The sequence below is a fragment of the Tenggerimyces flavus genome (assembly GCF_016907715.1).
GTDB lineage: Bacteria > Actinomycetota > Actinomycetes > Propionibacteriales > Actinopolymorphaceae > Tenggerimyces > Tenggerimyces flavus.
Map to the genome: position 1 here is coordinate 4,242,340 of NZ_JAFBCM010000001.1, position 18,052 is coordinate 4,260,391.

General features: G+C 69.1%; 18 protein-coding genes. 5 read left to right on the forward strand and 13 right to left on the reverse strand.

The window, feature by feature from the left end; genetic code table 11:
- Positions 1-52: 52 nt before the first annotated feature.
- On the reverse strand, positions 53-757 hold the full coding sequence (locus JOD67_RS19815) for an AAA family ATPase (RefSeq protein ID WP_205119090.1): 705 nt from the start codon (positions 755-757) through the stop codon (positions 53-55).
- A gap of 149 nt (positions 758-906) precedes the next feature.
- Between JOD67_RS19815 and JOD67_RS19820 the strand changes: the two genes are divergently transcribed.
- Positions 907-1,170, forward strand: a complete 264-nt coding sequence (locus tag JOD67_RS19820) for a hypothetical protein (RefSeq protein ID WP_205119091.1) — start codon at positions 907-909, stop codon at positions 1,168-1,170.
- Here the strand turns inward: JOD67_RS19820 and JOD67_RS19825 are convergent.
- A complete protein-coding gene (locus JOD67_RS19825; protein WP_205119092.1) occupies positions 1,167-1,796 on the reverse strand; it encodes a LysE family translocator in 630 nt (209 codons plus the stop codon). The two genes, JOD67_RS19820 and JOD67_RS19825, sit on opposite strands and share 4 nt — an antisense overlap.
- Before the next feature lie 27 nt (positions 1,797-1,823).
- Here JOD67_RS19825 and JOD67_RS19830 point away from each other — a divergent pair, with 27 nt between their 5' ends.
- Positions 1,824-2,294: a cupin domain-containing protein gene (locus tag JOD67_RS19830; RefSeq protein WP_205119093.1), complete on the forward strand. Its 471-nt coding sequence runs from the start codon at positions 1,824-1,826 to the stop codon at positions 2,292-2,294.
- A 174-nt stretch (positions 2,295-2,468) separates the two neighbouring features.
- Entirely contained in the window at positions 2,469-3,428 is a 960-nt protein-coding gene (locus JOD67_RS19835) for a hypothetical protein (RefSeq protein ID WP_205119094.1), read from the forward strand.
- Positions 3,429-4,238: 810 nt separating this feature from the next.
- On the opposite strand, the gene lhgD is transcribed toward JOD67_RS19835, so the two are convergent.
- From lhgD to JOD67_RS19865, 6 genes are all read right to left on the reverse strand, one after another.
- Entirely contained in the window at positions 4,239-5,429 is a 1,191-nt protein-coding gene (lhgD, locus tag JOD67_RS19840; RefSeq protein WP_205119095.1) for an L-2-hydroxyglutarate dehydrogenase, read from the reverse strand.
- A gap of 2 nt (positions 5,430-5,431) precedes the next feature.
- Positions 5,432-6,964 carry a tripartite tricarboxylate transporter permease gene (locus tag JOD67_RS19845; protein ID WP_205119096.1) on the reverse strand — a complete coding sequence of 511 codons (1,533 nt, stop codon included), beginning with the start codon at positions 6,962-6,964 and terminating at the stop codon, positions 5,432-5,434.
- 104 nt (positions 6,965-7,068) lie between these two features.
- Entirely contained in the window at positions 7,069-7,632 is a 564-nt protein-coding gene (locus tag JOD67_RS19850; RefSeq protein ID WP_205119097.1) for a tripartite tricarboxylate transporter TctB family protein, read from the reverse strand.
- Positions 7,629-8,501 carry a Bug family tripartite tricarboxylate transporter substrate binding protein gene (locus tag JOD67_RS19855; RefSeq protein WP_239553920.1) on the reverse strand — a complete coding sequence of 291 codons (873 nt, stop codon included), beginning with the start codon at positions 8,499-8,501 and terminating at the stop codon, positions 7,629-7,631. Before JOD67_RS19855 ends, JOD67_RS19850 begins: the two co-directional genes overlap by 4 nt.
- Positions 8,502-8,664: 163 nt before the next feature.
- On the reverse strand, positions 8,665-9,441 hold the full coding sequence (locus tag JOD67_RS19860; protein ID WP_205119098.1) for an enoyl-CoA hydratase-related protein: 777 nt from the start codon (positions 9,439-9,441) through the stop codon (positions 8,665-8,667).
- Between the two features lie 6 nt (positions 9,442-9,447).
- Complete coding sequence (locus JOD67_RS19865; RefSeq protein ID WP_205119099.1) at positions 9,448-10,827, reverse strand: CaiB/BaiF CoA transferase family protein; 1,380 nt, start codon at positions 10,825-10,827, stop codon at positions 9,448-9,450.
- 141 nt (positions 10,828-10,968) lie between these two features.
- On the opposite strand from JOD67_RS19865, the gene JOD67_RS19870 reads away from it, so the two are divergent.
- Both JOD67_RS19870 and JOD67_RS19875 read left to right on the forward strand, forming a co-directional pair.
- Positions 10,969-11,820, forward strand: coding sequence for an IclR family transcriptional regulator (locus JOD67_RS19870; RefSeq protein ID WP_205123079.1), 852 nt, complete (start codon positions 10,969-10,971; stop codon positions 11,818-11,820).
- Between the two features lie 171 nt (positions 11,821-11,991).
- Positions 11,992-13,458, forward strand: a complete 1,467-nt coding sequence (locus tag JOD67_RS19875; protein ID WP_205119100.1) for a serine/threonine-protein kinase — start codon at positions 11,992-11,994, stop codon at positions 13,456-13,458.
- A 140-nt stretch (positions 13,459-13,598) separates the two neighbouring features.
- Here JOD67_RS19875 and JOD67_RS19880 read toward each other — a convergent pair whose 3' ends face one another.
- The 5 genes from JOD67_RS19880 to JOD67_RS19900 are packed head-to-tail and all read right to left on the reverse strand — an operon-like array spanning position 13,599 to position 17,891.
- The gene (locus JOD67_RS19880) at positions 13,599-14,195 is read right to left on the reverse strand and encodes an energy-coupling factor transporter transmembrane component T family protein (protein WP_205119101.1); all 597 of its coding nucleotides are present in this window, start codon (positions 14,193-14,195) and stop codon (positions 13,599-13,601) included.
- Positions 14,192-14,866: an energy-coupling factor ABC transporter ATP-binding protein gene (locus JOD67_RS19885; protein WP_205119102.1), complete on the reverse strand. Its 675-nt coding sequence runs from the start codon at positions 14,864-14,866 to the stop codon at positions 14,192-14,194. Before JOD67_RS19885 ends, JOD67_RS19880 begins: the two co-directional genes overlap by 4 nt.
- A complete protein-coding gene (locus JOD67_RS19890) occupies positions 14,863-15,975 on the reverse strand; it encodes a thiolase family protein (RefSeq protein WP_205119103.1) in 1,113 nt (370 codons plus the stop codon). The genes JOD67_RS19885 and JOD67_RS19890 overlap by 4 nt, the downstream gene beginning before the upstream one ends.
- Positions 15,972-17,258: a class I adenylate-forming enzyme family protein gene (locus JOD67_RS19895; RefSeq protein WP_205119104.1), complete on the reverse strand. Its 1,287-nt coding sequence runs from the start codon at positions 17,256-17,258 to the stop codon at positions 15,972-15,974. The genes JOD67_RS19890 and JOD67_RS19895 overlap by 4 nt, the downstream gene beginning before the upstream one ends.
- Positions 17,259-17,276: 18 nt before the next feature.
- Positions 17,277-17,891, reverse strand: coding sequence for a biotin transporter BioY (locus tag JOD67_RS19900; RefSeq protein WP_205119105.1), 615 nt, complete (start codon positions 17,889-17,891; stop codon positions 17,277-17,279).
- Positions 17,892-18,052 lie beyond the last annotated feature (161 nt).

Consider the following 18,052-nt stretch of genomic DNA (forward strand, 5'->3'; position numbering starts at 1 on the left):
GGCACCTTCATTCCATAGGTTCGAATGAAGGTGCCCTTCATGAAAGGACGGGTCAGCCCGCCGAGCGCGCGGCCACGGAGGTGCCCATGCGGGACTCCCGAACCTGGCGGGGCAGGCGGCCGAGGCGGATGACCTCGCCGGCGCCGGTGAAGCGGATCCGGCGCAAAGCGTTCGCCGCCGGGCGGTCGAGTACCGCCGCCGACGTGGCGCCCGGCATCAGCAGCTCCGGGCCGGCCTCAGCCTTCGCCAGCAGCTTCTTCCACCGCATCACGTGCGTAGCGAAGCGGCCCGCGTCGACGACCCGGCCGCGCGCCACCTGGCCGGCGCGTGCCTCCTCCGCCGTCGTGTCGAGCAGCAGCAGGTGCGACTCGAGGCCGCGGCGCGCCGCCCGTTCGCCGATCATGCGACGCATCCAGGGACGCGTCCCGCAGTCGTGGATCACGATCGGCCCGCCCTTGTCGAGCGCGCCGAAGATCCGGACGTAGTGACCGAGGTGCACCAGCGGCCGCCAGCGGCGGTACGGCAGGCGGCCGAGGAACGGCTGCAGCTTGCCGCGGACCTGCGCCGAGTCCAGCACGGTCACCCCGTCGTCGGTCCGGGTGGGCAGAACCGACGATCCGGGCACTCCGTACAACCGCTGCAAGAGCGTGCTCTTTCCGGCCCCGGGGACGCCTGCGAGCAGGACGACGGACGCCCTGGGGAAGCTGATTTCCTCGACGAGAGACCCGCGATAGTCGCGGGTCGGGCTGGTGGTCATGAGTCGTACAACGCGCCGGACCGCCGCACACGTTCCGTCACGCCCGGCAGTCGGGGTTGATCCAGGGTCTGCCCTGGCTGGACCCTGGGTACGGAACAACGGTCGGTGCGCCATCCGTTCACTGGTCGTACCCACTACGAGGAGGCATCGTGGCATCGCTGCTCGACCGCATCTTGCAGTACTTCCGCGGCCCGCAGGGCAAGAAGGTCGTTGCCAAGGCGCAGCAGCTCGCCCGCGACCCGCGTACGCAGGAGTACGTCCGCAAGGCCAAGGCCAAGGCGAACCAGCTCGCGAACGACCCGCGCACCCAGCAGACGGTCAAGAAGGCTCAGGACCGCCTGCAGAAGGCCGCGAGCAACCCGCGGACCCAGGCCAAGATCCGTTCGATCGTCAACAAACTGGACAAACGCTAGCTCTCGACGGCGGCATAGCCGCCGAGCGCGATCAGTGCCCCGCCTGAGGCGAACCGCGGCCACCGCACCGGCCGCTCGCCTCGGCGGGGCATTTTCGCGCGCACCGTGCTGGTGAGCGCCACGGCCACGACGTCGGCGAGCGTGTTCAGCGTCACCGAGATCAGGCCGAGCAGCAGCGCCTGCCACCAGACCGAGCCCGCCTCGGTGTTCAGGAACTGGGGCACGAACGCGAGGAAGAACAGCGCGGTCTTCGGGTTCAGCGCCTCGGTGAGTACGCCCTGGCGGAACGCGCCCCGCGTGTTCGCGGGCTGGTCCGCGGCGAGCAGCTCGCGGTCGGCCTCGCGGCGCAGCAACGTACGGACGCCGAGGTAGATCAAGTACGCGGCGCCCGCGTACTTCACCACGCTGAACGCCACCGACGACGTCGCGAGCAGCGCCGAGAGCCCGGCCGCGGCGGCCACGACGTGCACGAGGCCACCCACCGCGGTGCCCGCCGTGGAGAGCAGCCCGGCGCGGCGCCCGCCGCTCAGCGTCCGGGCGGCGACGTACAACATGCCGGGCCCGGGAATGGCGGCGAGTACCGCTGCTGCTGCAACGAAGGCGAGGAGCCGTTCGACCTCGATCACGTCTTCGACCCTAGCCGAGGAGCGCCGATGACCTTCGTCTTCCATCCAGGGGACACCTTCGAGTTGCCGCGCCCGAAGGTGGTGGAGCGCATGGCGATGCCGGCGGACGCGACGGGCGGGACGCTGTCGATCCTGGAGATCGTCGTGCAGCCGGGCGGGCTGGTGGCGCCGGTCCATGTGCACACGCTCGAGGACGAGACGATGTACGTGTACGAGGGCGTCGTCGGCGCGCTGCTCGGCAAGGAGGAGCTCGAGGTCGGGCCTGGCGGTACGGCGTTCCTGCCCCGCGACGTGGCGCACTCGTTCTGGAACAGCGGCGACGTGCCCGCCCGGCTGATCATCGCCATAACGCCGGGGAATCTGGACGGCTACTTCCGCGGCTTGCCCGCGACGAACGGGCCGGACGAGATCGTCGAGCTGGCCCGTTCGTACGGGATGGAGCTGCGGATGGAGAGCGCGCGAGAGCTCGGCGAGCGGCACGGTGTTTCGATGTTCTGACCTCTCCGGCGGGGTCGGTGCACGCGCTTACAGGCGGTGCGCGGAGAATGACAGCTGGGAATGCGGGGTATGGGGCGGGTTGTCCACAAGGTCTCACGGAACGCCAGGGCGGGTCACGTGCTCGTCCCTAGACTGAATTGGCGAGGTCGGGGGCCCAGACTCTAGGGGGACACGTTGCGCGCAGCTGCAACGCTCCGTAGTGCCGCGCTCGTGCTCGGCGCCGTTCTCGCGCTCTCCGGTTGCGCGGGCGAAGGTTCCACGCCGAACGGCGACGTGGAGTCCTCGAACGGCTCGTCGCCGTCGCCCTCCGCGCCGCCCGAGCCGACCGTCGACCCAGCGGTGTACAAGAAGTCGCTCGCCCAGACGGTGCGGCCGGTCAACCAGTCCCTGGTCGCGGTGGCGAACGCCCGCGGCCTGCCCGCGTTGTCCGCGACAATCGGCAAGGCCCAGACCGCGCTCGGCAAGGCCGCCCAGGACCTCGAGGCGCTGGAGCCGCCGGACGCCGCGGCGGCGGAGCACTCCAAGCTCGCACTGGCCCTGTCGGAGCTGAGCGCCGACCTCGGCGGCGTGAGCGACGCGGTGTCGGGCAAAGAACTGTGCGCGCCGTCGTCCGTACTCAGCCAGCTCGGCAAAGCGCGCGGCATGACCTCCGTGCCGGCGGCCACCAAGGCGCTGTCCACCAAGGGCTTCGCGGTGAACGTCGTACTCCCGAAGACCCCGCCCGTCCAAACCCGCCGCCTCCCGAACGGCGACTACCTCCGCCGAGGGAGCACGTCGGGGCGCGGCTCGCTGACGATCCAGAACGGCACCGACACCGACACGGTGATCACGCTGGCGAAGGGCAAGAGCCCATCGTCGGTGGTGTACGTGCGCGCGAACGGCAGCTTCGAGATCAAGGGCGTGCGGAACGCGAAGTACACGGTGTTCTACGCGACCGGTCAGGACTGGGACAGCGCCTCGCGGTCGTTCACGCGGCAGTGCGGGTTCAAGAAGTTCGACGAGACGCTGAACTTCACGACCGATCGGCGCGGCAACTTCATCTACTATTCGCGCTTCTCCCTCACCCTGCAGCCGGTGATCGGCGGCAACGCGACCACGAGCGAAGTGGACCCAAAGGACTTCCCCGTCCAGTAGCCGGGGTGCTGCCGTTTGTATGAAGGGCACCTTCATTCGAACCTATTGAATGAAGGTGCCCTTCATTCAAAACAGCGGGGACGGAACCACCCGGCTTCATCTGCACGACAAGAGGCCGGGGGCCAACAGGCGACCTCAGCACGGCAACAAACCCGAGCAAGAAGGAACCTGGCCCGGGCACCCGTTCCCGGGGGAGGGGCGGCGCGTGAAAAACAGGTGGCCGGGCCGGGCCGGGTCGGGTCAAGGGTCGAAGATCGCGAAGCGACGTCGTTTGCATCCTGCGCGAAGCGCCGCACAAACGGCGCCCTTGACGCGCCCCGGACCGGCCACCACACTCGACCGCCGCAACAGCCCACGGACAGCACCAACGCCCGGAGAGCTCTCAGCGGAGACCGCGCCAAGACAGCACCAAAGCCAGCGAGCTTCGCCAAGATCACAAGCAGCGTCCGCCGCACAAGACGGAGCCACTCCGCGGACCAGTTGAATGAAGGGCACCTTCATTCAAACCCCCGCTGAGGCAGAGGGCCGTACCGCACCAAGCCAGCACCAACAGCCAGGGGAGCTTCGCCAAGAACCCGAGCCCACGCAGCCGGACGAGTTGTTGGACAGATGTCGGGATAGAAGCCGAGATCTGTCCAACAAGTCACGCCAGCACTCAGTCGAGGACACCTGGCCCAGCGGCCGGCCTCGTCATCGGAGGTTGTCCACAGCTCATGCCCACTTCCCTAGCCAGAACGGGGTTGCGGGGCTTCCTTGCCACGATGTAAACCCCAGTCTGGTGAGGGAAGTCGCAGCCGGTTGTGGAGAAGGTCAGGAGGTGAGGGCGAGGTCGACGATGTGCTCGGCGATCGCCAGGGAGGAGGTGGCGCCGGGGGAGGGGGCGTTGCGGACGCACACCACGTGGCCGCGGCGGGTGATGCGGAAGTCGTCCACCAGCTGCCCGTCCCGGCCCAGTGCCTGGGCGCGGATCCCCGACGGACCACGCACCACGTCGGCAGCGGTCAGCGCGGGAACGTAGCGGCGCGCCGCCGCGACGAAGCGGCGCTTGCTCAACGACCCCGCCATCTCCGCAACCCCAGTGCGCCAGTGCTGCCGCGCGAAACGCCGGAAGCCCGGCCAAGCGACGGCTTGGCGCAGATCGCCAGGCGACATCCGCCGCCACCGATAGCCCTCGCGCGCGAGAGCCAGCACCGCGTTCGGCCCGACCATCACCTCGCCGTCGGTCCGCAGCGTCAGATGTACGCCCAGGAACGGATAGCGCGGATCCGGCACCGGATAGATCAACCCACGAACGAGATACCGCCGCTCCGGCCGCAGCAGGTGATACTCACCGCGGAACGGCACGATCATCGGATCCGCCTCGTCGCCAGCCAGCCGCGAGACCCGGTCGGCGAACAACCCCGCGCACACGATCACCAGGTCGAACGCCTCCGCGAACCCGCCCGATCCCTGCACGATCACCGTCGTCCCGCGCTCGACGAACCCCGTGACCTCCACGCCGAGCCGCAATGTAGCGCCCAACGCAGCGGCATCGGCGGCCAGAGCGAGCGTCACACCCACGAAGTCCGCGATCGCCGTCGTCGGCGAGTGCAGCCCGGCCACGCCCTGCGCGTGCGGCTCGATCTCCGAGACCTCGCCGGCGGAGAGCATCCGCACGCCAGGCACGCCGTTCGCCAACGCGCGCTCGTGAATCCCACCAAGCCGAGATGCCTCAGCCGCGTCCAACGCGACCAAGACCTTCCCGCACTCGGTGTACGCCACCCCATGAGCAGCGCAGAACGCCTTCAACAGCCCGACCCCGCGCCGGCACAGCCGCGCCTTCAGCGACCCCGGCGTGTAGTAGAGCCCCGCGTGCACGACCCCGCTGTTGTGCCCGGTCTGATGAGCGGCGAGCGTGGACTCCTTCTCCAGCAACGTCACCGAGGCCGACGGCTGCGAGCGCAGCACCTGCCGCGCGACGGCCGTTCCGATGATCCCACCGCCGATGACGGCTACCCGCACGCTCAGACGCCCGTCTTGTCGCTGTCGCGACTCTTGCGAGACTCCTCGTCCTCGGCGCGCGCGGTACGGTTCCGCGCGATCGTCGCCATGATCGTCCGCCCGATGCGCGTCGCGAAGATCGGTACGAGGATCAGCAGCACGATCACGCCGATCAGCACGAGCGACTGCGAACGCGTCACGAAGATCTCGAACGAACCGCGCGAGATGATCATCGTCTGCCGCAAAGTCTGCTCGGCGATCTGCCCGAGCACCAGCGCCACGACCAGCGCCGCCGGCGATAATCCGAAGCGCCGCATGAAGAAACCGAGGATGCCGCAGGCGAGCATGATGCCGACCTCGATGAAGCTGCTGTTCACCGCGTACGTACCGAGCACGCACAGCACGATGACGATCGGCGCCAGGATCTTGAACGGCACCCGCGCGATGCTCGCGAACGCCGGGATGAAGAAGATGTTGACCACCAGCAACATCACGTTGCCGAGGTACATGCTGCCGATCAGGCTCCAGGCGAACTCCGGGTTGTCCGTCATCAGCAACGGACCCGGCTCGAGGTCCCACATCAGGAAGCCGCCGAGAAGTACGGCCGTCGCCGCTGATCCCGGAATCCCCAACACCAGAAGGGGAATCATCGCGCCAGCCGACGCTGCGTTGTTCGCCGCCTCCGGCCCGACCAGACCGGCCATCATGCCCTTGCCGAACTTCTGCGGCGTCTTCGACACCGACTTCTCGACGCTGTACGACATCAGCGAGGCGACGGTCGCGCCAGCACCCGGCGCCGTCCCCACGAAGAAGCCGAGGATCGAGCCACGCAGCATCGACCACTTCGTCTCGCGGAAGTCCTTCTTTGTCGGCCAGAAACCCTTGTCCCGCACGCTGACCGAGAAGTAGCCGAGCTTCTCCAGGTGCCCGCCCTTGTAGAGCGTGTAGAAGATCTCGCCGAGACCGAACAGCCCGATCGCGACCGGCACGAAGTCGATGCCGTCGATGAGGTCGACCGAGCCGAACGTGTACCGCTGCTCACCGGTGCCCACGGCCGGACCGACCGTCGCCAAGGCGAAGCCGAGCAGTGCCGACAACGCACCCAGCAGGCGGTTCTTGCCGATGATCACTACCAGCGCGATCAGGCCGGCGATCACGAGCAGGAACAGCTCCGGCGGCCCGAAGTTCGACGCCACGTCCGCCAGCCCGGGGGCCGCGACGCTGATCAGGATCGCGCCGATCGTTCCCGCGACGAACGAGGCGATCGCCGCCATCACCAGTGCGGGGCCGGCACGTCCCTTTTTGGCGAGTGGATAGCCGTCGAACGTACTCGCCACCGTCGCAGACTCGCCCGGTGTGTTGATGAGCACTGACGTGATCGTGCCGCCGTACATCGCGCCGTAGTAGACGGCCGCGAGCATGACGATCGCGCCGGCCGGGTCGAGCGTGAACGTCAACGGCAGCAGGATCGCGAGTGCCGCCGACGGACCGAGTCCGGGCATGACGCCGACGATCATGCCGACCATGACCCCTGCCAGGAGCAGCAGAAGGTTCATGGGGGTCAGGACATTGGCGATGCCGGTGGCGAGGTTTCCGAAGATATCCACGTGCGTTGCTCCGCTATGAGTAGAGCGAGTACTTGCACAAGCTGGCCAAACCGTCAGCCCAGGTTGAGGAAACCTCCGGGCATTCCGGCGTCGAGGAGCACGGTGAAGAGCAGATACAAGAACACCGGCAGCAGGATCGCGACCGCCGCGTTCACCAGATGCTTGCCCCGGTTGAGAACCGAGAGCGTCGCCCCGAGGAACACGACCGACGACAACGTCGCGCCGAGTGGTTCGAACAAGAAGAAGAACACCACGCTGCAGAGGACGACAGCGAGCAGGGCCCGGGGGTATTGACCCTCAACGCCGTCGCCCTCCGCAGCTTCCGGAACCCGCGGTGCTTCCCCCACCGCAGATCTCCGGAGACTTTGGCGAACGGTCTTGACGAGAGCGATCACACACAACAGCAGGGCTGCGAACCCAATGATGCGAGGGAAGAAGCCGGCGGCCAGACGGCCGTGCGACGACTTCCAGTCCATGCCCATGGCCAACGACGTGTACACGCCGAACAGCACGGTGAGTGCGACCAGGAACAGCGTCTGTGGATCCGCCCAAGGTCTTGGTGCGCGGGCCGGTCGCGCGGCCTTCAACGACCGGCCCGCGGTTTGGGGGAACGTCATCCCGGGAGCTTCCCGCGTTCCTTGAGGATGGTTTCGAACTGCGTGTTGGTGTCGTTGAGATAGTTCGTGAAGTCCTCGCCCCAACGCAGATCCTCGGTGAGGGAGTTCTTCTCGATGTATTCCTTCCACTCAGGCGTCGCGGCGACCGTCTTCATGGTGGCGATCCACCAGTCGGTCGCCTCCTTCGGCGCGTCCGGCGGGAGGATCAGACCACGCGGCATCGTCGGCAGGTCCTTGAAGCCGAGCGACTCTGCGGTGGGGATGTCCGGGTACTTCGTCAGCGGCTTCGCACCGGTGAACATCAGCGCCTTCAGCGCCTTACCGTCGATCTGACCGGTGACCTCAGCGGGGTTCGACACGGCGCCGTCGAGCGACTTCGACGTCAACGCGGTGAGGAGCTGGCCCTGCTCGTCGAACGGAACGTACTCGAGCTCGAAGCCGGCCTTCTCGGCGAGGATGTCCAAGACGATGAAGTCGACGTTGACCTCGCCGATTCCCCCGACGCTTACCGAGCCCTTCTGTTTCGCCTTTTCCACCCACTGGGCCCACGACGTGACCCCGCTGTCCGCGGTGACGATGAAGAAGAGAGCGTCACTGGCCAGTAGGCCGACATGGGTGAAGTCGCGGTAGGTGAAGCCGGTCTTGGACTCGAGGGGCGTCGTGATGAAGGAGCCGGACGTCGTAGAAATGGCATAGCCGTCACCCTTCTTCTTCTTGAGGTAGCCCCAGCCAGTGGTGCCGCTACCGCCCTCGCGGTTCTCCACGGCGATGTTCTTCGGGTACAGCTTCTGCTTCTTGAGGATGTCGACCAGCGTGCGGGCCATGATGTCGTTGCCGCCGCCGGGACCGAACGCGACCGTCCAGTCCATATCCTCGTTTGGGTAACCATCCGTACTCGTAGTGCTACCGTTACCTTGGTTGCACGCCGCGGCGGTCGCGGCGAGAACCAATGTGAGAGCGACCCCTAGTACGGCTTTTGCGTACTTTCCCACTTTCACTTCTGGCCTCCTTGCCAGGTCAACTGCTTCGGCCCTAGCGGAACCTGGGTGTGCGCTTCTCGAGGAAGGCACGAACTCCTTCGGCGTAGTCCTCTGTGTCGAAGGAGGAGTTGCGGATCTCGGTCGTCTTCTCGTCGTCCTCGACCTGACCCGAGAGAATACGACCCACGATCGACTTCGCTGCACGCACACTGAACTGAGCGCGTGTGGTGAGCAGCTGGGCGAAGTCGTACGTGACCTTGTCCAGGTCGTCCACCGTGGACAGTTCATCCAGCAAGCCGAGGCGTTGTGCCTGCTCAGCGCCGATTTGCTGGCCTGACATGAGGATCCATTTGGTACGTGCCGGACCCACCAGGTCGACGAGCCTCTTGGTCGACTCGAGGCTGTAGACCAGGCCCAACTTGGCCGGCGTGATCGCCATGCGCGTCCGGTCGTCGCCGAAGCGCAGGTCGCACGAGAGCGCGAGTCCGCAGCCACCGCCGATGCAGTAGCCGTGGATCAACGCGATCGTCGGTGTGTTGACGTTCTCGATCGCCTTTTCCGCCGCGGCGACGCGCTGGTTGTACGACTTCGCGCTGTCGGCGTTGCCGCGTACCTCTTCGAACTCACTGATGTCGGCGCCGGAAGCGAACGCCTTCGTGCCAGCGCCCCGCACGACGATGACCTTGACGGACTCGTCGGTGTCGAGCGAGGCGAACAAGGCCGGAATCGCCTTGTACATCTCGAGAGTGATCGCGTTGTGACTGTCCGGACGGTTGAGCACCACCGTCGCGACAGCTCCGTCGCGTTCTACGAGAAGATCGTCGGACATCCCCGCTCAGCTCCGGTAGAGGTCGAAGTAGGGCGCGTTCGCCGCGCGAGCGCGATCGTGCGACCCGCCACCGTTGCCGATGCCGCGACCGACGTTGTGCCCGCCGGCGGTGCCGGCCGAGCGGCCGGACGCGGACGGTGTCGCGGGGCGGTCGGGTCGTTCCTGCCGGCGCTTGCCGGGGTGCAGCTCGGGGTGCGCGTCGAACGCGATGCCGTCCGCGTACAACGCGTCGATCTCGTGCTTGCTCAAGCCCGCTTCGCCGAGGATCTCGCTGGTGTGCTGGCCGAGCCAGGGCGCGGGGCCCTTCACCTGCACATCGAGTCCGGAGAACTTCGTCGGCGGGGCGATCGTCTTCATCGGGCCGATGATCGGGTGGTCCAGGTCCACGACCATGCCGCGGGCCTGGATGTGCGGATCGGCGAGCGCCTCTTCGTACGTGAGGACATGGCCGCCGGGCACGCCCGCCTTGTCGAGGATCTCGACCCACTCGTTCGTGGTCTTGGTGCCGGTGATCGCCTCGAGCTCGGCCTCGAGCAGGTCGATGTGCTCCATCCGCGCGGGCAGCGTCGCGAACCGTTCGTCGGTCAGCCACTCCGGCCGGTCGACGACCTGGGTGACGAGACGTTCCCAGAGCCGGTCGTTGTTGGCGCCGATCGTGACGTACCCGTCGATCGTCCGGTACGCCTGGTACGGGGTGGAGCGGCGGTGCCGGGTGCCGGTCGGCTCGGGCGTCTCGCCGTCGCCGAAGTACGCGCCGGACTCCCACACCGTCCACGCCAGGCCGGCGTCGACGAGGGAGATGTCGAGGTACTGACCCTGTCCGGTTCTGGCCCGCAGCAGCTCGGCCGCCATGATCGAGTAGACGGCGGTGACGCCGGCGGCGATGTCGTTGATCGCGATGCCGACCTTGGTCGGGCGGCCGTCGGGGTGGCCGGTCATCCGGAGGAAGCCGCCGGTGCCCTGGGCCATGATGTCGAAGCCCGGGCGGTCCCGGTACGGCCCGGTCTGGCCGAAGCCGCTGATCGAGCAGTAGATGAGGTCGTCGTTGTCGCGCTTCAGCGTCTCGTAGTCGATCCCGAGCCGCTTGACCACACCCGGCCGGAAGTTCTCGATCACCAGGTCGGCCTCGGCCGCGAGCTTGAGGAACGCGTCGCGTCCGCGGTCGGCCTTGAGATCGAGCGACACGCTCCGCTTGCTCCTGTTGGGCATCGCGAACGGGTAGCTCTCGCCGTTGACCTTCGGCGCGAGGCGCCGCGAGTCATCGCCGCTGATGGGCTGTTCGACCTTGACGACGTCCGCGCCGAACTCGGCGAGGACCATCGTGCAGTACGGCCCGGAGAGGAACCTGGTCAGGTCCAAGACCCGGAATCCGTCGAGGGGCAACATCTGAGTTTCCCCGCGTCCTTCCGTTGTCGTTCCCGCAACATGGGATAGCATCTCGTAATTCAGGAACCCTAGGTACTCAAAGGGTCACAGGTCAATGTTTTGCCCGGATTCAGACCTTGAAGGGGAACGGGTGTGACCACCATGAATGGGCACGAGTCGGACACCAGCGCCGGAACCGGTGGAGGTCGCCGCGGCGTGCAGTCCATCGACCGTGCTGTCTCGATCTTGCGCTGTTTCGATGAAAGACACGTGGAGTTGGGCATCAGTGACATCGCACGGATGACCGGTTTGTCCACGAGTACGACACATAGGCTGCTCGGCGCGATGCACGACAACCGGTTGGTGCGGCAGACGTCGGACCGCCGGTACGCCCTCGGGCCGCTACTCGTGCAGCTTGCCCGCAGTGGGGCAGTGCCTACCACATTGCGGGATGCGGCCCTCCCGGCGATGACCTCATTGCGGGACAATGTGGACGAAACGGTCGGCTTGCATGCCTTGTTGCCATCCCACGAGCGGGCCGTGATCGAGCAGGTGGAGAGCCGGCAGCCGCTGCGGCGTACGTACACCGAGTTCGGCGTACCGATCCCGCTGGCCCTCGGAGCGCCCGGGAAGGTGATGCTGGCGCACCTGCCCTGGGACCTGCAGGACGCGCTGCTGGCCCGGCCGATCCCGCAGGTGACGCCCACGACGCCCACGGACCCCGAGGTGATGCGGCGGCAGCTCGCGGAGATCCGGACGCGCAACTACGCGTTGTCGTACGCCGAGCGCACGGCCGGGATCCGGACGATCGCGTCGGCGATCTTCGACGGCTCGTACTCGTGCGTGGCGTCGCTGAGCATCTCGGCGCCGGCGGTGCGGATGCCGGACGAGCGGATGCAGGAGCTCGGCCCGGTCGTCGCGGCGACCTCTTGGGTGATCTCGGAGGCGCTCGGAGCGACCCGGGATGGTGTGAATCGCCGGATGTTGATGGCGCAACCGCCTCCCGGGGTGTGAGCTAGGCCCCCTCTCTTGGATATCGCCGGGCGCGCGACGCTATGCATCCCGTCTGGCAGTGTTGCAGACCGGCGTCCTTATGACGGATAGGGCCTTGGCCTGCGCCTTGCCATACGGGCGCCTAGCGCCGCGCGCTAAATCCGACGCTCTCCAAGAGAGGGGGCCTGCCCCGTGGAGGAGCAAGACCGAACGATCTCCGGTCGCTATCGACTGACGGGACGGATCGGCAGCGGCGCGATGGGCGTCGTCTGGCTGGGGCATGACGAGCGGCTGAACCGTACGGTCGCGGTCAAGGAGCTGCTGCTGCCGTACGGGCTGTCCGAGGCCGACGCGGGCGACGCCAAGCGGCGCGCCATGCGGGAGGGCCGGCTGGCCGCGCGGTTGCAGCATCCGCACGCGATCCCGGTGTTCGACGTCGTCGAGGACGGCGGCCGGCCCGTGCTGGTGATGGAGTACCTCGCCTCGGAGAGCCTGTCGGCGGCGGTGGCCGCGCGTGGTCCGCTGCCGCCCGAGGAGGTGGCGCGGATCGGGACGCAGATCGCGTCCGCGCTGGCCGCCGCGCACGCGGTCGGCATCGTGCATCGCGACGTCAAGCCGGGCAACGTCCTGTTGGGCGAACGGGTCGCGAAGATCACCGACTTCGGCATCTCGCGCGGGTCCGGCGAGGCCACGGTGACCGCGACCGGGATGCTGGCCGGCACGCCGGCGTACCTGGCGCCGGAGGTCGCGCGCGGGCAGCCCGCCGACTTCCGTTCGGACGTGTTCTCGTTCGGCTCCACGCTCTACACCGCGGTCGAGGGCGTGCCGCCGTTCGGCCGCGGAGACAACCCGATGGCGCTGATGCACCGGGTGGCGAACGGCGAGATCCGGCCGCCGGAGAACGCCGGGCCGCTCGGGCCGCTGCTGGTGCGGCTGATGGAGGTCGACCCGGCGCGGCGGCCGACGATGGTCGAGGCGGCCCGGATGCTCGCGACGCTGAGCGGTACTCCCACGCCGGTCCCGCCGCTCGAGCCGGTCACCGTACGGATCGAGCAGCCGCCCCCTCCGCCTCCTACGCCACCACCTGCGCCGGCCGAGCCGACGTCGTTCGCTCCGGTTTCTGTGCCTGTGCCCATGGCGCCGCGTCCCGACCGCGGTGGGCGGCGTCGGGTGCTGCTCCTGCTGCTGGCCGCGGCCGCGCTCCTGGGCGTGGGAACGGTCGGGGTCATCGCGCTGCTCGATCGCGATCCCGGTGGCCTCGCCGGACCCGGTCCCACCTCGTCGCGGCAGCCGGCCCCGCCCACGAAGTCCGCGCCGCCGACGAACAGCCCGCCGCCGACCTCGGCGCCCGCCACAGACGCGGCGCAAGGCCTGACGGACTACTACGCCTTGCTGCCCGACGATCTGGAGGCCGGCTACGACCGGCTCACCGATCGGTTCAAGCGGACGCGGTCGCCGTCGTTCCGCGGCTACTCGAACTTCTTCGGTGAGTTCCGGGCGGTGTCGACCTCCAACGTGCGCCTGCGCGAGGACGGCACGGTCTCGGCCCGCGTCACGTACACCTACAGGAGCGGCCGGAAGGTGAACGAGCGCCACATCTACACGTTGGTGCTGCAGGGGGATCGCTGGCTGATCGACGGCCAGCGCTCCGGGAGCTAGCGCCAGTGACGGCAGTTGATCATGTTTACATGATCAACTGCCGCTCTACCTGGGATACACCCCGCGTAAGGCACCCACTCGCCAGGTAGAGAGCGGCATCGGTGCCGATCCGCCAGCACCGCCGACTTGCGCAACAGGTCCTAGTCGTCCACGCCGCGGGCGGCGAGTGCCTCGCCCATCGCGTCGGCCCGTTTCAGCAGGCGAATCACCAGCGGTACGGCGAGCGCCACGGGGCTGTGCTCGAGGCCCCTCGCGCGGCGGGCGTCGCGGGCCTCCTGGTACGCCTGCGCGACCAGCGGAACGCACCGGACGGCCAGCGCGAGCACCAGGCCGACCCGTTCGGGATCGACGCCGACCCGGCGGAGCGGGCGGAGGACGTACTCGAACGCGTCCAGCATCGCGGTCACGCGCGTCGTCAACGTCACCAGCGCCGCCAGGGCGACGAGCACGACGAGCTGACCGACGACGACGCCAGCTCGGACCGGGCCGGCGGTGAGCCATTGCAGGACGAACAGGGGTACGGCGAGCCAGCCGATCGGCCGCAGTTGCCTGAGTCCCTCGCGCCAGGGGACCCGGGCGGTCGCCGCGAGGAGCAGGACGACGGCGGCAGCGATGCCGAGGGCCTGCAGGGAGTCCAGCCGCAGCACGACGATCGCCGCCACGAGGAGTCCGGCGAGCTTCCCGCCGGCCGGCAGCCGGTGCAGCGGGGACGTGCCGGGGAGGTAGAGCCCGATCACGCGAGCAGGTCCTCGTACGCCGCGATCGCTTTGGCTGGTGGGCCGTCGAAGGCGAGCCGGCCCTCGTGGAAGACGAGCACGCGCTCGTAGCCGTCGAGCAGGTCGAGGTGGTGGGTGACCAGGACGACCTGTTGGGGCAGCGCCGCGAGCATGCCCATGACCAGCCGCGCGTTCCGCAGGTCGAGCAGCGTCGTCGGCTCGTCGCACACCAGCGTCTCCGGCTCGGTCACCATGACTCCGGCCAACGCCAGCAGCTGTTTCTGCCCGCCGGACAGCAGGTGCGCGGGATGGTCGGCGTGGTCGTGGAGGCCGAATCTCTCGAGCACGCTCGCGACGCGGTCGGCGATCTCTGGCTTCGACAGGCCGGTACGGCGGAGGCCGAACGCCACGTCCTCGGCGACCGTCGGCATCACGACCTGGGCGTCGGGGTCGGTGAAGACGAAACCGACCTTCTTGCGGACCTCGCGGCCGTTCGTGCGCGTCGACAGGCCGTCGACGGTGACGCGTCCCTCGGTGGGGATGACGAGGCCGTTCAGCAGCCGCGCGAACGTGGACTTGCCCGACCCGTTCGCGCCGACGACGCCGATGCGCTGCTCCGCGAGCCGGAGGTCGAGGTCGCGCAGGACGACGCGGGACCCGAACCGGTGGCTGACGCCGTCGAGCTCGATCACCCGTCCACCCGCGCGACCAGCAGCGCCAGGCCCATGCCGCCGCCGACGGCCGCCGACGCGATGCCGAGCTCGCCGCGGCGTTCGCGGACGAGGCGGGTGAACAGCCGGACGACCGTCACCGCGCCGGACGCGCCCCAGGGGTGGCCGAGGGCGAGCGCGCCGCCGTCGGGGCAGAGCCGGTCGGGATCGAGGCCCAGCGCGTCGGCGCAGGCGAGGACCTGGCCGGCGAACGCCTCGACGAGCTCGACACTGTCGACCTCCTCGATCTTCAGCGACCGGCGGTCCAGCACGCGGCGGATCGCCTCGACCGGTCCGAGACCGGGCAGCGCGGGGTCGACGCCGACGCACTCCCAGTCGAGCACCTGGAGGCCGGGTCGTTCCTGGCGGCGTTCCTCGGAGACGACGGCGACCGCGGCGGCGCCGTCGTTGACGCCGCAGGAGTTGCCGGCGGTCACCGTTCCGGCTGTCGTGAAGGCGGGGCGGAGGCGGGCGAGCCGTTCGACGGTGAGGTCGGCGCGCGGGCGCTGGTCGCGGTCCAGCCCGGCGAGCGGGACGAGCTCGCGGTCGAATCTTCCCGCGGCGGCCGCTGCGCTCGCGAGGGCGTGGCTGCGGGCGGCGTACGCGTCCTGGCGTTCCCTGCTGACGCCTGCGCGGGTGGCGAGCGCGTCGGCGGCCTGGCCCATGTCGGGGTCGGCGTACGGGGGTGGGGCGAACGGGGCGCGCTCGTAGGCGTCGCCGTTCGGCCAGGTGCGGGTCGGTGCGGTCGAAGCGCTCTCCGCACCGCCCGCGAGGTAGAGGTCGCCGCGGCCGGCCTGGACGAGGGCCGCGGCGAGCTGGATCGCCTCGAGCCCGCTGCCGCACTGCCGGTCGACGGTGAGGCCGGGGACCTCCTGGCGGAGGCCCGCGGCGAGGGCGGCGACGCGGGCGACGTTGCCGCCGGGACCCATGCAGTTGCCGAGGATGACGTCCGCGACGTCGTCGGTGCCGAGGTCGTCGAGCAGGGCGCGGAGAACGGGGGCGGCGAGGCGTTCGACCGGAACGTCCGCCAGCGCGTGGCCCTTGGTTCCGATCGGCGTGCGCCGCGCGGCGACGATGACCGGTGCGGTCACAGTGTGCGGACGTCGAGCGAGCCGTCCGCCAGCCCGTCCTGGACCTGGCTGCGGGCGACCTTGCCCGAGGCGGTCCGGGGGAGTGCGTCGGTGGCGTACCAGATGCGTGGGCGTTCGGCTTCGACGAGCTGGTCGTTCGCGTACTGGCGTAGGTCGCTGGCTGTGGGCGCCTTGCCGTCGACCTCGAGAACGGCGACGACGACCTGGCCGAGCTCTTCGTGCTCGCGGCCGACGACCGCGGCGTCGACGACGCCGTCGAGCTGGCGGAGGACGCGTTCGACGCCCTCGGGCAGGACCGTCGAGCCGCCGGTGCTGATCGCCCCGCTGTCCCTGCCGAGGACCTGCAGCGAGCCGTCGGCCTGCAGCTCCACGCGGTCGTTCACGGTGGCGTAGCCGTCCTCGCTCTTGGCGAGGCCGGAGGCTAGGTACTTGCTCTTGGCCCAGAGCACGCCGTCCTCGACCCGGATCTCGACGCCGGGGAACGGCTTGAACGTGCCTGGTGTGGCGCCTGGTCTTCTGATGGCGACGAGGGAGAGCTCGGCGGCGCCGTAGTACTCGACGACCTCGATGCCGAGCTTGCCCGCCCGTTCCTCGACGTCGTGGTCCAGCGCGGCGCCGGCACAGACGGCGAGTTTGAGGCTCGTCTGCTCGTCGAGCCGTTCGACGATCGCGGCCAGCATCGGCGGGACGACGTGCACGGCGGTGCACCTGGCGGCCGCCTCGACTGCCGCCTGCGGCGACCACTTGGGGAGCAGGTGGACGGCGGCCCCCATCGTGAGGGCGTGCAGCGTTCCGTAGAGAAAGAGGCTGCCGGACAGGCGGCCGGGGATGAGCACGGTGTCGTTCGGGCCGACGCCGGCGAAGACGGAGAACGTGGGGAAGCTGAAGATCCACGAGCGTCGGGTGCGGACGACGGGGTGTGGGGTGCCGGAGCTGCCCGAGGTGAAGACGATCAGGCACGCGTTGGACCCGTGCGGCTCGGCTGCCTGCTTGGCCGCGTCGATCGCCCTGGCTCGGAGGTCCTGCGGCCACGTGGCCTCGCCGACGATCGCGGCGGCATCGAGCTGGTCCGCGGCGATGAGGCCGACGAGCAGCTCGACCGGATCCTCGTTCGTGACGTCGACCCGCCCGCCCGCGCCGATGCCCGCGTCGGTGAGCTCGGCGGCCTTCCGTTCGGCCCGGCCGGCGAGCTCGGCGAACGTCACCGGCCCATGAGCCCCCACCACCGCGACCCGATGCGGCTCGGCTGCAGCCCGGCGGTACACGTCCCGTGAGATGGCCATCGCGCCGAACTTACCTGGTCAGGATCCCGAAGGAGGAGCGTCGTCAAGGCTGTGGGTCGGTTCGCGCTTGCCCAGGGTGGGGTAGCCGGTGTGGACACCCTTCGCGACGACGGTGGCGATGGTGGCCTTGATCAGGTCGCCGGGCAGGAAGACGGCCGCGGCGATGGCGGTGGCGACGAGGCCGGTCGTGTTGCCGAGCCAGGCCTGCACGGGGATGCCGATCGCGTACACGACGCCGATGCCGCCCAGGAGGTTGGCGACCAGGCCGAGCGGCAGGGAGTACGTACGGCCACGCAGAGCCGTCCGTTCGGTCAGCCAGCCGGTCACGAACGCCCCCAGCGGCCAGCCGATCAGGTAGCCCGCGGACAGCCCGGCGAAGACCCCCAGGCCGCCCCGACCGCCCGCCAGCAACGGCAGGCCGGCGGCGACCAGCGCCAGCAGAACCAGCACGGCCAGCGCGCCGCGGCGGGCGCCGAGGATGGAGCCGGCGAGCATCACGCCCAGCGCCTGCGCCGTGATCGGGACGCCGCCGCCGAACAGGTACAGGGTCCCGGGCAGGCCGAGTGCCGCGATCAGGGCGGCGAACAGGGCGATGAGGGCGAGGTCACGGGACACCAGGCGGCGAGAGGACATGCGAGCGAGCGTAAGAGCGGGCCGAGCGCGGCGGCGAGAGAGTGCGCAGACAAATAACCCGTAGCCACCCTTGGAGCCCTCTCACGTACGATGGGGCCATGGATATCCGGACCTCTTAGCTGCGGACCTCGTCCTCGCACGATGAGTCCGTCCACGCTGAG